The organism is Fusobacterium perfoetens (genome assembly GCF_021531595.1).
Taxonomy (GTDB): domain Bacteria; phylum Fusobacteriota; class Fusobacteriia; order Fusobacteriales; family Fusobacteriaceae; genus Fusobacterium_B.
In genome coordinates, this window is record NZ_JADYUD010000005.1 from 76412 (window position 1) to 92889 (window position 16478).

Sequence of the window (16478 nt, forward strand, 5' to 3'; positions counted from 1 at the left end):
TGTTTTTTTGAAAAAATTTTTAGCTGGTGGCTACTGTTTTATAAATTGAAAAAATAATAAGTTATAAGTTGATTTTAGCAGGTAGATATAAATGTGGCTAAAAAAATATTGACAAAAAAATAAAAGTATAGTAAATTATGTATGTGGTTAGCAGTCTTAATAAATGAGTGCTAACAGGAGGATGAGGTGGTATGTTGACAGACAGAGAAAAATTAGTTTTAAATGCCATAATAGATTTTTATCTGAGATTTGGAGAGACAATAGGTTCCAGAACTCTAGTAAAAAGATATAATATTGATTTATCTTCAGCAACAATAAGAAATGTAATGTCAGACCTTGAAGACAGAGGTTTTATAGAAAAGACACACTCATCTTCAGGAAGGATTCCTACAGATCTTGGATATAAATATTATCTAAGTGAGCTATTAAAAATTGAAAAACTTTCAAGAGAAGAAAAAAATAGAATAAATATAGAGTATGAAAAGAAAGTAAATGAACTTGATAACATACTTCAACAGACATCTTCTCTTCTTTCAAGGCTTACATCTTATGCTTCAATAGTTATAGAGCCTGACTATAGAAAAGAAAGAATAAAAAAAATAGAGCTTGTTCATATAGATGATTATATTATTTTGGCAATAATAGTTACAGAAGATTTAAGTGTAGTAACTAAAAAAATAAAGCTTGAAGAAAGTATCACAAAAGATGAATTAAAAAAATTATCTCAAACTTTAAATGAAAAAATCAAGACTAATAGTATAAAAAGCTATGAAATTGAGGAATTCATAAAAACAAATTATCAAAAGTATGCAGATCTTGAAAAAGAAATATATCAGGATATAGAAGGAAGACTTTTCGTAGATAATTCATCAAGTATTTTTAAAGATAAAAATGTCAGTGATGTTTTAGATGTTCTTGAACTTTTTAATAAGAAAAAAGATGTAAAAGAAATTTTTGAAGAAATGGTAAATTCAAGACACACAGAAGACGGAGAGGTAAATGTAATCCTAGGTGATGAACTTCCTATTAAAGGACTTGAGGATTACAGTTTTGTATATTCAGTATATAAGCAAGGAGATGCAAAAGGTGTAATTGGAGTAATAGGTCCTAAGAGAATGCCTTATTCAAAGACAATGGGACTTATTCAATATGTAAGCAGTGAGGTAGAAAAAGTAGTAAACAGCGAAAAGCTATTATCAAATAATAAAAATAAAAAAAGATAAGGAGTTGAAAAATGTCAGCACAAGATAAAGAATTATTAAACGAGGAAATTGAAAAGGAAACTATGGAGACTCCTGAAGCAGAAATTACTGATGAAACAAATGATAAACAAGCAGAGGAGACAAAACAAAATGCAGAAATAGAAAAGCTTAAAGCTGAGCTTGATGACTGGAAACAATCATATATGAGAAAGCAGGCTGACTTCCAAAACTTTACAAAAAGAAAAGAAAGAGAAATGGAAGAGCTTAGAAAATATGCTGCAGAAAAAATAGTAACAAGACTTCTTGATGGAATAGATAATCTTGAAAGAGCAATAAATTCAGCAGCTCAAACAAAAGACTTTGATGGACTTGTAAAAGGTGTTGAAATTATTCTTGGAAATTTAAAAGATATTATGAAGTCAGAAGGTGTTGAGGAAATAAATACAGAAAATGTTGAATTTGATCCTCATGAACATATGGCTGTTATGGTTGAAAACAGTCCTGAACATGATGACAACAAAATCATTATGGAACTTCAAAAAGGTTACAAGATGAAGGGTAAAGTTATAAGACCTTCAATGGTTAAAGTTTGTAAGAAATAGTTTAAAAAATATATTTAAAAACAATAATTAAAAATGTAAAATATTAATTTTAAGGATACATTAGGAGGCTAGATTAAAATGGCAAAAATTATAGGAATTGACTTAGGAACAACAAACTCTTGTGTGGCAGTAATGGAAGGAGGTTCTGCAAGCATTATAACAAATGCTGAAGGTGCAAGAACTACTCCATCAGTTGTAAATATAAAAGATAACGGAGAAATTATTGTAGGGGAAATTGCAAAAAGACAAGCAATAACAAATCCTACTTCTACAGTACTATCAATTAAAACTCATATGGGTTCTGATTACAAAGTACATATCAATGGAAAAGATTACACTCCTCAAGAAATATCAGCAATGATTCTTAAAAAATTAAAAAAAGATGCTGAAGCATATTTAGGAGAAGAAGTTAAAGAAGCAGTTATCACAGTACCAGCTTACTTTACAGATGCTCAAAGACAAGCTACTAAAGATGCTGGAGCAATTGCTGGTCTTGAAGTAAAAAGAATTATAAACGAACCAACAGCAGCAGCTCTTGCTTATGGACTTGACAAAAACAAAGATGAAAAAGTTCTTGTATTTGACTTAGGAGGAGGTACATTTGATGTATCTATTCTTGAAATAGCAGACGGAGTTATTGAAGTACTTGCTACAGCAGGAAACAACCACTTAGGTGGAGACGACTTTGACGCAAAAATAATTGACTGGTTAGTAACTGAGTTCAAAAAAGAACAAGGAATTGACTTATCAAATGATAAAATGGCTTACCAAAGATTAAAAGATGCAGCTGAAAAAGCTAAAAAAGAATTATCAACAATGATGGAAGCTCAAATTTCATTACCATTCATTACAATGGATGCAACAGGACCAAAACACTTAGAAATGAAATTAACAAGAGCAAAATTTAATGACTTAACAAGAGATCTTGTTGAAGCAACTCAAGGACCAACAAGAACAGCTCTTTCTGATGCAGGATTATCACCATCTGACATTGACGAAGTATTATTAGTTGGAGGATCAACAAGAATGCTTTCAGTTCAAGAATGGGTAGAATCTTACTTCGGTAAAAAACCAAATAAAGGAATTAACCCTGACGAAGTTGTTGCAGCAGGAGCAGCAATTCAAGGTGGAGTTTTAATGGGAGATGTTAAAGATGTATTACTTCTTGATGTAACACCATTATCATTAGGAATTGAAACTCTTGGAGGAGTTTGCACAAGAATTATTGAAAAGAATACAACTATCCCAGTTAAAAAATCTCAAGTATTCTCAACAGCTGTAGACAATCAGCCTGCAGTTACAATCAATGTATTACAAGGTGAAAGAGCAAAAGCAGCTGATAACCATAAATTAGGAGAATTTAACCTTGAAGGAATTCCAGCAGCACCAAGAGGAATCCCTCAAATTGAAGTTACATTTGACATTGATGCAAATGGTATAGTTCATGTATCAGCAAAAGATTTAGGAACTGGTAAAGAAAATACAGTAACAATTTCAGGTTCAACTAACTTATCTGCTGAAGAAATTGAAAGAATGAAAAAAGATGCTGAAGCTAATGAAGCTGAAGATAAAAAATTCAAAGAATTAATAGAAACAAGAAACAAAGCTGACATGTTAATAGCTTCTACTGAAAATACTTTAAAAGATCACTCTGGAAAAGTAACAGAAGAAGAAAAGAAAGCAATTGAAGCAGCACTTGAAGAATTAAAACAAGTTAAAGATAAAGAAGATAAAGCAGCAATTGAAGCAGCAATAGAAAAATTATCAAAAGTAGCACAAAAACTAGCTGAAGAAGTTTACAAAGAAGCTCAGGCAAAACAACAAGCTGGTGCAGCAGGTCAAGCAGGAGCAAACAATGCTAAAAAAGATGATGATATAGAGGACGCTGAAATAGTAGACTAATAACAGTTAAGTTATAAGATTTAGTTGGGAATAGAGGGTTCTCTATTCCCAATTTACTTTATATACGGAAATATTTGGAGGGATTATGAAAGGTATAGATTATCTTGAACATAAAGATTTAGGATACTTTATCATAAAAGAAGAAAGAGATGGAATAAGCTCTGTAACTCTTACAGATAAAAAGCCTGAAATTTTTATAATAAAAAGTCCTGAAACAGAGAAATGCCAAAAACAGCTTCAAGAATATTTTGAAGGAAAAAGAAAAACTTTTGATTTAAAGCTTGATCTTCAAGGAAGTGATTTCAGAAAAAAAGTATGGAATGAACTTTTAAAAATTCCATATGGAGAAACAATTTCTTATGGTGAGCAAGCTAAGAGAATAGGAAATCCAAAAGCAGCAAGAGCAGTTGGGCAGGCAAATGGAGATAATCCAATACTTATAATAATTCCATGTCATAGAGTGATAGGGAAAAAAGGTACAATGAACGGCTTCAGTTCCTGTGGAGGAATAAAAACAAAAGAATATCTGCTTGAACTGGAAAAAAATAACATATAAGGGAGAAAATTAATGGAACATACATTAAAGAATGATTTTTTAGAAGTTAAAATAAATAGTTTCGGTTCAGAACTTACAAGTATAAAAGATTTAAAAACAAATGAAGAATATATGTGGCAGAAAGATCCTAAATTCTGGGCAAAATCTTCTCCTGTATTATTTCCTTTTGTAGGAGGATTAAAAGACAGCAGATATTCATATAGAGATAAAACTTATGAATTTCCTTTTAAACATGGTTTTGCTAGAGACTATGAACATAAGGTGTCAGATGAAGGAGAAAACTTTATAGAATTTGTATTTAGTTCAAACGAAAACACTAAAAAACTTTATCCTTTTGAATTTAATTTTTTCATGAAATATGTTTTAGAAGGAAGAAAATTAAGAATAGAATATAGAGTGGAAAATTTAGGAGAAGAAGAAATGTATTTTTCTCTTGGAGCACATCCTGCATTTTCAACACCTTTAAAAGATGGACTTGATTATTCAGATTATTATATTGAATTTGAAAAAGATGAAAAAGGAGATGCAAAAGTTTTAAATGGAGCTCTTATTGCATCAGGAAAGACAGAAAATATATTTAATGGCAAGATAATGAATCTAAGTAAAGAAAGATTTATAAATGATGCATTAATATTTGAAAAAACAAACTCAAAAACAGTATACTTAAAGAATACGAAAAATAACAGAAAAATAGGATTTGAATATGATGGATTCAGATATATAGCTTTCTGGAATATTCCTGGAGCAGAATATGTATGTTTTGAATCTTGGAATGGAATTTCTGATTTTGATGATTGTTCTGGAAAACTTGAAGAAAAAACAGGAATTGAAAAAATAAAAGGAAAAGAAATATATAAAAGAGCCATAGAAATCACTATTTTTGAGGTTTAAAATTTAGTTTGGAGGAAATGAAAATGAGCAAAAAAGATTATTATGATCTTTTAGGGGTAGAGAAAACAGCCAGTGAAAATGATATTAAAAAAGCTTATAGAAAACTTGCTATGAAATATCACCCTGATAAATACAGCAATGCCAGCGAAAAAGAGAAAAAAGAGGCTGAAGAAAAGTTTAAAGAAGTAAACGAAGCATATCAGGTTCTTTCTGATCCTGATAAGAGATCTAAATATGACAGATTTGGACATGCTGCATTTGAAAATGGAGGCGGAGGAGCTGGAGGATTCGGTGGCTTTGGCGGATTTGAAGGTTTCGGAAATGCTGAAGATATATTCTCTTCGTTCTTCGGTGGAGGAAGTCCTTTTGGAGGAGGAGGTTCAAGAAGAAGAGGACCTGAACCTGGAGCAGATTTAAGAGTTGATGTAACTTTAACTCTTGAAGATGTAGCAAAAGGTGTTGAAAAAGAGATAAACTATAGAAGACAAGCAAAATGTAAAACATGTAATGGAACAGGTGCAGAACCTGGAAGCAACATGAAAACTTGTGATAAATGTAACGGAACAGGAAGAGTAAAAGTAAATCAAAGAACTATTTTCGGAGATTTCCAAAGTGTAGAAGAATGTGATAAGTGTAAAGGTAAAGGAAAAATTCCTGAGAAAAAATGTAAAAGTTGTAATGGAACAGGTCTTGAGAGAGAAACTGTAAAGAAAACAGTTAAAATTCCAGTAGGAATAGAAGATGGACAAAGATTAAGACTTACAGGAATGGGAGATGCAAGCAGAGAAGGAGGACCAAACGGGGACTTATATATTTTCATTCATGTTAAAGAACATGATTTCTTTGTAAGACATGGAGATGATATAATCTGTGAAATACCTATTACTTTTGCAAAAGCTGCTCTTGGAGGAGAAGTTGATATTCCTACATTAAAAGGAAAGAAAAGCATAAAAATTCCTGCAGGAACTCAAAATGGAAAAGTTTTCAGATTAAAAGGTGAAGGAATAAATAATCCAAGAGGTTATGCCCCTGGAGATCAACTTGTAAAAATTATAATAGAAGTTCCTACAAATCTTAATGAAGATCAACAAGAATTATTGAAAAAATTTGATGAAAGTTTAAAAGATAAAAATTATAAAATGAATAAAAGCTTTATAGACAGATTCAAAGATTTCTTTAGAGGATAAAATAAGGGAAATCAATCAATTATTGAAAAATAGCTTTGTCTGTGGTATACTTTAGGTTGATAAAGCACAAAAATTTCTAGGAGGAAACTAAAAGTATGAATGAAATATTAGCAAAATATGGTACTTTCATAATGATTGCTGTATGGATTGCAATTATCTATTTCTTTATGATATTACCTAACAAAAAGAAACAAAAGAAACAAAAAGAAATGCTTGATTCTATTAAAGAAGGAAATGAAATAGTTACTATTGGAGGAATAAAAGGAACTGTATCATCAGTTGAAGATGATTTTATTCAAATAAGAGTAGATAAAGGTGTTAACCTTACTATAAGAAAATCAGCAGTAGCAGTAGTTTTAAAATAGTTAAATAAAAAATTAAAGAGGACAGCTTGAATATTTTATTTGATGTTGTCCTCTTTTTTGTAATTTATGGAATGAGTCAGGAGGAAACAGAAAATGTACAAAAAAATAGTTGCTGTATTGCTGTTTTTTACAGCAGCAGTTTTTTCGTTTGGATCAGTGGTGGAAAAGGTAAGATTTAATGAATATCCTCCTCAAATGGTATTTGATTTAAGTGAAGATGCTCCTGCTTATTCCACAGATTATGATGAATATAACAGGCTTCTTTTTTTAGACATAGGAAATGCTTCATCAAAGGATAAAAGTACAAGAAATGGACTTCCTAGATATGTAGAAAAAGTTCAAAGAGTTGATTATGGAACTTCCAGTGGATATTTTGTAACTCTTAAAAAGAATATATTTCATAAAGTGTCTTTAAGAAAAAATCCAAACAGAGTTGTAGTTGATTTTTCTAAAAATGCTCAGAATAAACAGTATACTGTAGTAATTGATCCAGGACATGGGGGAAAAGATCCTGGAGCTGTTGGAATAAATGGAACGAAAGAAAAGGATATAGCCCTTGCTGTTGGAAAATATTTAAGAGATGAACTTAAAAAAGATTTTAATGTTGTTATGACAAGGGACAGTGATGAGTTTATAACTCTTACAAACAGAAGCAAAGTTTCAAATGGAGTTGGAGCAGATCTTTTTATAAGTGTTCATATAAACTCTGCTGAAAATTCAAAACTTAGTGGAATGGAAATATTTTATTTTTCTAAAAAATCATCTCCTTATGCTGAAAGAATAGCTGATTTTGAAAACAGTGTTGGAGCAAAATATGGTGAAGATACAAACAGTATAGTTCAGATAATGGGACAGATAGCATATAATAAAAATCAAGAAAAATCAATAAAACTGGCAGAGGGACTTAATAAAGATCTTTCTGCAAGAATGAGAATGAAAAACAGAGGAATACATGGAGCAAACTTTGCAGTTTTAAGAGGAATAAGCAGTCCAGGTATTCTTATAGAACTTGGATTTATAAGAAATCCTGAAGATCATAGAAAAATGACAAATAAAACAAATCAAAAAATAATGGCTCAAAAGATTGCTGAGCATGTGAGAAAATATTTTTATTAATTTGGGAGACAGGAATGTTTAATAAAATGAAAAAAGAAAATTTAAAATCAGAAAATAATATAGAAAAAACACCTGAAGAAAAATTAAAGGAAGAGAGCATAAAAAAAAGAAAAAGATATATAATAATGGGAGTAATGTGGGGAATTGTAGTTATTCTTGGATTTGTAAACAATAGAATGGAAGCAAGAGCAAAAGTTCCTGAAATAGTTTTTACAAGAACAGATGAAGCTCCTAAAGAAGTTAATGATAAAATATACATATATTATCCTGAAAATAACAGTATTAAAGATACAGAAATTTTAATTCCAAAAGTTAAATCAAAAGATGAACTTTTAAAAGCAACAATTACAGCAACAGTAAAAAAACTTGAGGAAACAGGAACTGTGCCTTTAGTAGAATTAAAAGATGTAAGTTATTATGTGACGGATAAAAAAATATATTTGGATTTGCCAGAAAAGATTTTTGATAATGTAAAAAATGCTAAATCAGAACTTCTTATAATCTATTCTTTTGTAAATACTCTTACTAATATAAATGGAATAGAAAGCGTAAGAATTCTTATAAATAATGCTGATTTAGAAAAAGTAAAATATGCTAATCTTTTAAAAGATTATACATATAAAAAAGATATTTAATAATAAAAGTTGTTGTATTTTATTCTTACAATAATACAACAGCTTTTTTTAGAAAAAAGGAGTAAAAGGAAAATGAATATAGATAAATTGAGAGAAAAAGTAAAAGAAAAGCTATCAGCAAAGAGATTTAAACATGTTCTTGGAGTTGAAAAAATGTGTGTGATTCTTGCTGAAAAATATGGTGAAAATATAGAAAAAGCAAGGATAGCAGCCCTTCTTCATGACTATATGAAAGAAACAAATATTGAAATTTTAAAGGATATGTGTAAAGATGTACCTGAAATAAAAGGATATGAAACTCTTCTTGAAATTCTTCATGGATTTGCAGGAGCAATGGTTGCTAAAAAAGAATTTAACATAGAAGATGAAGATATTTTAAATGCTATTAAGTATCATACTATTGGGAGAGAAAATATGAGCCTTCTTGAAAAAATAGTATATATAGGAGATGCTGTTGAAGAAGGAAGAAATTATCCTTGTGTAGATGAAATAAGAGCAGAAGTTCTTAAAGATTTAGATTCAGGAATTATTATGGAAGTTAACAGAAAAACAGAATATTTAGAGGAAAAAGGTGGTATAATACATATAAATACAATTAAGATGAGAGACAGCTTATTAAAAGAAAGGGAGATGAGAAAATGAATATAGAAAAAGATTTATTAAAATTAAAACAATGTTTAAATGAAAGAAAAAAATCTTTAACTCTTGATGAGATTTACAGCTTATTGAACTGGTCTCCTAAATTTAAAAAAGAAAACAGAGAGATTATAGAATCGTGGATAGAAGCTGGGGAAATAGTAAAAAATAATAAAGGAAGATATAATACTCCTGAAAATGTTGGAATTGTAAAAGGGGTATTTTCAGTTGTAAAAAATAAATTTGCCTTTGTTGATACAGAAACAGAAGGAATTTTTATTCCAAGAAGAGATTTTAATGGAGCACTTAATGGAGATACTGTTCTTGCAAGAATAACAGAAAGTAAGTTTGAAAAAGGAAAAAAAGAGGGAGAAGTTTATAAAATTCTTAAAAGAGAAAGGGATACAGTTGTAGGAATTCTTTCAAAAAGAAAAGATTTCGGATTTGTAGTGCCTACACACTCTTTTGGACAGGATATATATATTCCTAAGAAATTTTTAAAGATGGCAGGAGATGGAGATCTTGTTCTTGTAAAAATTGATTTCTGGGGAGATAAAACAAGAAAGCCTGAAGGAAAGATTATAGAAAAACTTGGAAATCCTTTAGACAGTGATGTAATGATAGAAGCCCTTATAAAAAGAACAGGGTTAAATCCTGAATTTCCTGAAGAAGTATTGAAAGAAGCAAGAAGTATCAGTCAAACAATTTCTTCAGAAGAACTTCAAGGAAGAAGAGATTTAAGAAATCTTCCTATCATAACAATAGACGGAGCAGATGCAAAAGATCTTGATGATGCTGTTTATGCAGAAAAGCTTCAAAATGGAAACTATAGACTGATAGTAAGTATTGCTGATGTAAGTCACTATATAAAAGAAGGGACAGCTCTTGATAAAGAAGCACTTAAGAGAGGGAATTCAGTTTATCTTGTAGACAGAGTTCTTCCAATGCTTCCAAAAGAAATTTCAAATGGAATATGTTCTTTAAATCCCAATGAAGATAAACTTACTTTTACTTGTGATATGGAAATAACTCCTGAAGGAAGAGTTGTTTCAGCTGATACATATAAATCTGTAATAAAAACAGCTTTTCGTATGACTTATGACAATGTAAATAAAATTTTTGAGGGAGACGAAGAAATTACAAAAGAGTATGAAAGCATAAAAGATATGTGCTTTACAATGCTTGAACTTTCAAAAATTATAAGAGATGTAAAATATAAAAGAGGAAGCATTGACTTTGAGCTTCCTGAAATTCAAGTTGTTCTTGATGAAAATAAAAAAGTTGAATATTTAAGAAGAAGAGACAGAGGAGAAGCTGAAAAAGTAATAGAAGATTTTATGATTGAAGCTAATGAAGCAGTTGCAGAGAAACTTTTCTGGCTAGAGATTCCAAGTATTTACAGAACACATGAAAAGCCTGACAGTGAAAGAATAGAAGCTCTTAATGATGTTTTAGGAAAATTTGGTTATAGAATTCATTCAGCAGAAGGAATTCATCCTAAAAAGTTTCAGGCAATAATAGAAGATTCCAAAGAAAAAGGTTTAAGCCTTATAGTTCATAAAATGATACTTATGGCACTTAAACAAGCAAGATATACTCCTGAAAATGTAGGACACTTCGGTCTTGCTTCAAGCTATTATACACACTTTACTTCACCTATAAGAAGATATTCAGATCTTATGATACACAGAATTTTAGGATCAGTCCTTCATGGATACCCTAAAGAAAAATATATTAAAAAACTTGAAGAAACTCTTGGAGGAATTTGTCTTGCAATTTCTAAAACAGAAAGAGATGCAATGAAAGCTGAAGAGGAAAGTGTAAAAATTAAGGTTGTTGAATTTATGCTTGATAAAGTTGGAGAAGTATTTAAAGGAACAATTACTGGATTTTCTAACAGAAAAGTATTTATTGAGACAGATGAACTTGTTGAATGTATGTGGGATGTAACAAATTCACCTCACTACTATGAATTTGATGAAATAAATTATATAATGACTGATAAAGATAATGGTGCTGTATATAGCCTTGGGGACAGACTTGATGTAATAGTTGTAAGATCTGATATGGCAGAACTTGAAATAGAAGTTGCCCCTTATACAGAAGAATTTATGACAGGACTTAGAAGATAAAAAAGATAAAAATTAAAAAGCCTTGGCAGGGGAGTGATTTTTGGGAAAGAACAGCTAGTATTATAAAAATAAAATTTTATTTTTTACATTAATATAATTCTTTCCCAAAGCCTCTTTATTATAAATATAATTTTCCTGCATTGAAAAAAATTTCGTAATTTATGCAGTGAGTTGAATGTTAAAAAATGATATGTTTGAGGGCAAAGCCCGAGTTTATCATTTTTAATGAAACGAGCAAAATAAATAGAAATTTTTTTAGTAGCAGAGCAATTTTCTTTTGGTTCGTTTTCTTTGTTTGTACAAAGAAAATGAACAAGCTTTTTAAGATATATATGGAGGAAGCATGATATTAGCAAATAATAAAAAAGCATATTTTGATTACTTTGTAGAAGATACACTGGAAGCAGGGATTGAACTTGTAGGGAGCGAAGTAAAATCTGCAAAGGCAGGAAAAGTAAGTATAAAAGAAGCTTTTGTAAGAATAATAAATGGGGAAGTTTTTATTATGGGAATGTCAATAGTTCCTTGGGAATATGGAAGTGTATATAATCCTGAAGAAAAAAGAGTAAGAAAACTTCTTCTTAATAAAAAAGAAATTAAAAAATTCCATGAAAAAGTAACTCAGAAGGGATATACAATAGTTCCTCTTAATGTTCATCTTTCAAAAGGATATGTAAAAGTTGATATAGCTCTGGGAAGAGGTAAGAAAACATATGATAAAAGAGAAAGTATTGCTAAAAAAGACCAGAAGAGAGATATGGACAGAATGCTGAAAGTAAGATAAAATATTGATTAAATAAAAAAGAAGTGTTATAATATAATGCAATAAAAAATTGAATATTGGGGCTGCAAAGGTTTCGACAGGGCATGAAGGTCATAGGCAGCAGGTCAGGGTGACCGCTGTGAGAGGTCAACTCATCGTTTTAGATGGAAACAACGAATACGCTTTAGCTGCTTAATAAAGTCAGCTGCTCCGGTTTTCTCAAGGCCGTTAAGAGAATTCCAAGGGGTATAACCAAATTTACGGATTACTCAGAGCAGAGTCTTGATGTTTTGAGGAAATTAAAAAGACTGGTATTATCTGTCTGTGTCTGTGCAGTTGGGTAGTATGAGATTAATCGCAGACTAAGCTTGTAGAAGCTTATGGTGCTTTATGTTTTGGACACGGGTTCGATTCCCGTCAGCTCCACCATTTTTAGTTATATTTGTGTAAGAATTATTATAAAAATGTCTATATAATAATAAAATACCACACCTTTCTTGAGGATATTCAAGTGATAGGTGTGGCTTTTTTTATATATTAAGGAATAACTATCTTTTTTACTAATTATGTATAAATAGGTACTATTTTATCAAAAAATAATGTTTATTAATATATGTAATTTACATTTTATTCCAAAAAAGATATAATAGAAATAAAAAAGGAGTTGTTTTCATGTATAGAAAAATTTTTAGATACTTAAAAGAATGGAAAGAAAGTCCATATAGAAAGCCTCTTATTTTACAAGGTGCAAGACAAGTGGGCAAAACTCATTCTGTTCTTACTTTTGGAAAGCAAGAATATGAAAATGTGGCATATTTTAACTTTGAGACAGATACAAGGTTGAAAGAAACCTTTGAAGAAAACATAAACCCTGATTACTTGATTCCAATTCTTTCAAGGCTTTCTAATCAAACTATTATAAAAGAAAAAACTCTTATATTCTTTGATGAAATACAACTTTGTGAAAGAGCTTTGACTTCACTTAAATATTTTTGTGAGCAAGCTCCTGAATATCATATAGTAGTTGCAGGGAGTTTATTAGGAATAGCAGTAAACAGACAGCAGTTTTCTTTTCCTGTAGGTAAAGTTGATATGAAAACTTTATATCCTATGGATATGGAAGAGTTCTTAATGGCAATGGGAGAAGATGAACTTATAGCAGCTATAAAAAAATCTTTTGAAGAAAATACCTCTATGCCGTCAGTTTTACATGATGTTGCAATGGAATATTATAGAAAATATTTAGTTGTTGGTGGAATGCCTGAATGTGTTAGTAAATTCAGAGAAACAGGGAACTATACTTTAATAAGACACACGCAGGATATGATTTTACTGAGCTATCTTAACGATATGAGTAAATACAATGTAATAAATGAAATTAAAAAAACAAGACTTGTTTATGATAACATTACAGTTCAACTTTCTAAAGTGAACACAAGATTTCAATATAAATTGGTTAAAACAGGAGGAAGAGCTTCTGAATTTGAAAATGCAATAGAATGGCTTACTCTTTCTGGAATAACTTCTAAAATATATGGTCTTGAAGATATACAAAAGCCTTTAGAAAATTATAAGAATGTAGATTCATTTAAGATTTATGTATCAGATATAGGTCTTTTATGCGCTAAGAAAGAAATAGTTCCTGAAGATATTTTGTATCTTTCTAAAGAACTTAATGATTTCAAAGGTGGTATGACAGAGAATTATGTTAATGTTCATCTAAATATTAACGGGTATACTCAATACTATTGGAAAGCTCCAAAAGGGACATCAGAGGTTGACTTTATAATAATGAGAGAGGGAAAAATAATTCCTGTGGAAGTTAAATCAGCAGATAACACAAGAGCAAAAAGCCTTGAAAACTATATAAAGAAATATAAGCCAGAATATGCTATAAAGGTTTCAAGCAAGAATTTTGGATTTGAAAATGGAATAAAGAGTGTTCCTTTATATGCTATATTTTGCATTTAAGTTTTTTATAGATTTTTATAAGTATAACAGAAATAATTAAATCATCTTTAAAACTAAAATTTTGTTTAGTTTTTATAAGGTGATTTTTTATTGCAGTTGTATTATTAAAAATAAAAGATGAAAGAATTATATATGATATATTTTTGGTAGAAAAAAATAAAAAATATAAAAACAATAAAAATTTATAAAAATATGGTATAATAAAATGAAAAAATCAATATACTTATAAAAGAATTTTTAATTTATTTAAAAGTTATAAGAAAAATAAAAAAACTTTAAGGGAGAAGTCAATGGATAAACTTGCATTTATTTATATAGCTTTACTTTTTATTGTTTATCAAATAATGTTTAAAATTATGGGGTTTAGTGTTAATACAGCTGTGTATGGTCTTTTTGCTGTTCTTACTTTTTTTTACTATTCCACTGATAATTTACAGTTTAATAAAAAATCTAAACAAAATCCTATTTTTATAAATATCATTATCTTTATGATATTTATTTTTTTCTATAAAAATATTTCTATTTTTACAGTATTTTTAGTTTTTTCTGTTTTTCAAATGATTATATATAGAATATTAAAAAAATTATCTTATGGGAAAAATAACAGATATGCACCAAAGTTTCTTAATGAGAGAAATTTAATTAAGTTCCTTATAGATTCTTTAAGTGTTATTATTGGAATTATTTTAGCCTTTATTCTTAAGTTTTCTTTTGTATGGGATGAATATATAAAAATAGAATATATTATAACATATCTTGGAATTTTTCTTGTTGGATATGTATATAAAAATATGAGTGAAAAAAGCTGGAGTTATACAAATATTCTTGATGTTTTAAATATTTTAGTTTTAAATACTGCAACAGCCATTATTTTTGCTATTTTTATGTATATAAGTAATGTTCATAGTTTTCCAGATACAACACTTATGATGACTATAATTCTTTCAATATCTATGCAGCTTTTTGGAAGATATATTTTCAGACTTAAAAGATATTATGGAAGACCTCATAAGAATACAAAAGATATAAAGAGAACTTTAATTTATGGTGCAGGAGAAGCAGGTGCAATTCTTGCAAGAGAATCTATGACTAATCCATATTTTCCGTATGAACTTATTGGATTTATAGATGATGATGAAAAGAAAATAGGAAGTGAAATATATAATATTAAAGTCTTAGGAAATAAAGATAGTCTTGAAATGATAGTAAAAAATGAAAAGATAGAGGATATCTTACTTGCTCTTCCATCTATTCATAGCCTTGAAATAAGAAAAATTGTTGAAAGAGTTCAAAAACTTGATGGAGTAAAAATAAAAACAGTTCCAACTATATCAGAAATTTTAGATAATGAATCTCTTGCTTCACAAATAAGAGATGTAAGAATTGAAGATTTACTTGGAAGAGATGAGATTGTAATAAACGATGGAAGCATAAGAGGACTTATTGAAGGAAAAATTATTTTTGTTACAGGAGGAGCTGGAAGTATTGGATCTGAACTTGCAAGACAGATAGCAAAGTTTAATCCTAAAAAACTTGTAACTCTTGATGTAAATGAAAATGATACATATTTTTTAGCATTGGAACTTAAAAGAAAATATCCAAATTTAGATTTAGTTTCTGAAATATGTAATATAAGGGAAAAAGATAAACTTGAATTTCTTTTTAATAAATACAAACCAAATGTAGTGTTCCATGCAGCAGCTCATAAACATGTACCTCTTATGGAGCATAACCCAGAAGAAGCTATAAAAAATAATATATTTGGAACTAAGAAAGTTGCAGAGTGTGCAGATAAATATGGTGTAGAAAGAATGGTTCTTATCTCTACAGATAAGGCTGTTAATCCTACAAATCTTATGGGAGCAAGTAAAAGAGCCTGTGAACTTGTAATAGAACATATGAATAAAGTTTCTAAAAATACAAAATTTATGGCAGTAAGATTTGGAAATGTTTTAGGAAGTAATGGTTCAGTTATTCCAATATTTAAAAAACTTATTTCAGAGGGAAAAAATCTTACAGTAACTCATAAAGACATAACAAGATATTTTATGACTATTCCTGAAGCAGCTCAGCTTGTAATAGAAGCTGGAGCAATTGGAAAAGGTGGAGAGATATTTATTCTAGATATGGGAAAACCAGTAAAAATTTATGATCTTGCAATGAGTATGATAAAACTTTCTAATGCAAATGTAGGAATTGACATTGTAGGACTTAGACCTGGAGAAAAACTTTTTGAAGAGCTTCTTTATGATGTAAATTCTGCAATAAAGACAGAGAATAAAAAAATATTTATTACAAAAATAGAAGACGGTGTAGTTGATATAACTGAATACTTTGACAAATTGGAAGAATGTATAAAAAATCCAAATATTGATGAGATTAAAAAAGTTATGAAACAACTTGTTGTGTCTTATAAAGAAGTTAAATATGAATAAATTGAGGGAGAAATAGAATTAAAAAAGTTTATTCTAAATTAAAATTAATAACATAAAAATAATCTTTTAAGGGATAGGTTAAATA

At 29.3% G+C, this 16478-nt stretch carries 14 protein-coding genes and 1 other RNA gene; all 15 read left to right on the plus strand.

The window, feature by feature from the left end:
* Positions 1 to 191: 191 nt before the first annotated feature.
* Positions 192 to 1223: a heat-inducible transcriptional repressor HrcA gene (gene hrcA / locus I6E17_RS04105; RefSeq protein WP_176829191.1), complete on the plus strand. Its 1032-nt coding sequence runs from the start codon at positions 192 to 194 to the stop codon at positions 1221 to 1223.
* A gap of 11 nt (positions 1224 to 1234) precedes the next feature.
* Positions 1235 to 1804: a nucleotide exchange factor GrpE gene (grpE, locus tag I6E17_RS04110; protein WP_235235770.1), complete on the plus strand. Its 570-nt coding sequence runs from the start codon at positions 1235 to 1237 to the stop codon at positions 1802 to 1804.
* A 78-nt stretch (positions 1805 to 1882) separates the two neighbouring features.
* Positions 1883 to 3706 (plus strand): molecular chaperone DnaK, encoded by a 1824-nt coding sequence (dnaK, locus tag I6E17_RS04115; RefSeq protein ID WP_176829189.1) that lies wholly within the window; start codon positions 1883 to 1885, stop codon positions 3704 to 3706.
* An 85-nt stretch (positions 3707 to 3791) separates the two neighbouring features.
* Positions 3792 to 4262 carry a methylated-DNA--[protein]-cysteine S-methyltransferase gene (locus I6E17_RS04120; RefSeq protein WP_176829188.1) on the plus strand — a complete coding sequence of 157 codons (471 nt, stop codon included), beginning with the start codon at positions 3792 to 3794 and terminating at the stop codon, positions 4260 to 4262.
* A 12-nt stretch (positions 4263 to 4274) separates the two neighbouring features.
* Complete coding sequence (locus tag I6E17_RS04125) at positions 4275 to 5153, plus strand: aldose 1-epimerase family protein (RefSeq protein WP_235235771.1); 879 nt, start codon at positions 4275 to 4277, stop codon at positions 5151 to 5153.
* 23 nt (positions 5154 to 5176) lie between these two features.
* A complete protein-coding gene (gene dnaJ, locus I6E17_RS04130; RefSeq protein ID WP_176829186.1) occupies positions 5177 to 6340 on the plus strand; it encodes a molecular chaperone DnaJ in 1164 nt (387 codons plus the stop codon).
* A gap of 95 nt (positions 6341 to 6435) precedes the next feature.
* Positions 6436 to 6705 (plus strand): preprotein translocase subunit YajC, encoded by a 270-nt coding sequence (gene yajC / locus I6E17_RS04135; protein ID WP_176829185.1) that lies wholly within the window; start codon positions 6436 to 6438, stop codon positions 6703 to 6705.
* A 93-nt stretch (positions 6706 to 6798) separates the two neighbouring features.
* A complete protein-coding gene (locus tag I6E17_RS04140) occupies positions 6799 to 7821 on the plus strand; it encodes an N-acetylmuramoyl-L-alanine amidase family protein (RefSeq protein WP_176829184.1) in 1023 nt (340 codons plus the stop codon).
* Between the two features lie 14 nt (positions 7822 to 7835).
* Positions 7836 to 8456 (plus strand): GerMN domain-containing protein, encoded by a 621-nt coding sequence (locus I6E17_RS04145; RefSeq protein WP_235235772.1) that lies wholly within the window; start codon positions 7836 to 7838, stop codon positions 8454 to 8456.
* A 72-nt stretch (positions 8457 to 8528) separates the two neighbouring features.
* Positions 8529 to 9098 carry a bis(5'-nucleosyl)-tetraphosphatase (symmetrical) YqeK gene (yqeK, locus tag I6E17_RS04150; RefSeq protein ID WP_235235774.1) on the plus strand — a complete coding sequence of 190 codons (570 nt, stop codon included), beginning with the start codon at positions 8529 to 8531 and terminating at the stop codon, positions 9096 to 9098.
* Entirely contained in the window at positions 9095 to 11224 is a 2130-nt protein-coding gene (gene rnr, locus I6E17_RS04155) for a ribonuclease R (protein WP_235235777.1), read from the plus strand. The genes yqeK and rnr overlap by 4 nt, the downstream gene beginning before the upstream one ends.
* Positions 11225 to 11567: 343 nt before the next feature.
* Positions 11568 to 12008, plus strand: a complete 441-nt coding sequence (gene smpB / locus I6E17_RS04160) for an SsrA-binding protein SmpB (protein ID WP_176829180.1) — start codon at positions 11568 to 11570, stop codon at positions 12006 to 12008.
* 58 nt (positions 12009 to 12066) lie between these two features.
* Positions 12067 to 12416: a transfer-messenger RNA gene (gene ssrA / locus I6E17_RS04165) on the plus strand.
* Between the two features lie 243 nt (positions 12417 to 12659).
* Positions 12660 to 13958: an ATP-binding protein gene (locus I6E17_RS04170; protein ID WP_235235779.1), complete on the plus strand. Its 1299-nt coding sequence runs from the start codon at positions 12660 to 12662 to the stop codon at positions 13956 to 13958.
* Positions 13959 to 14248: 290 nt separating this feature from the next.
* The gene (locus tag I6E17_RS04175; protein WP_235235781.1) at positions 14249 to 16393 is read left to right on the plus strand and encodes a polysaccharide biosynthesis protein; all 2145 of its coding nucleotides are present in this window, start codon (positions 14249 to 14251) and stop codon (positions 16391 to 16393) included.
* Positions 16394 to 16478: the final 85 nt, after the last annotated feature.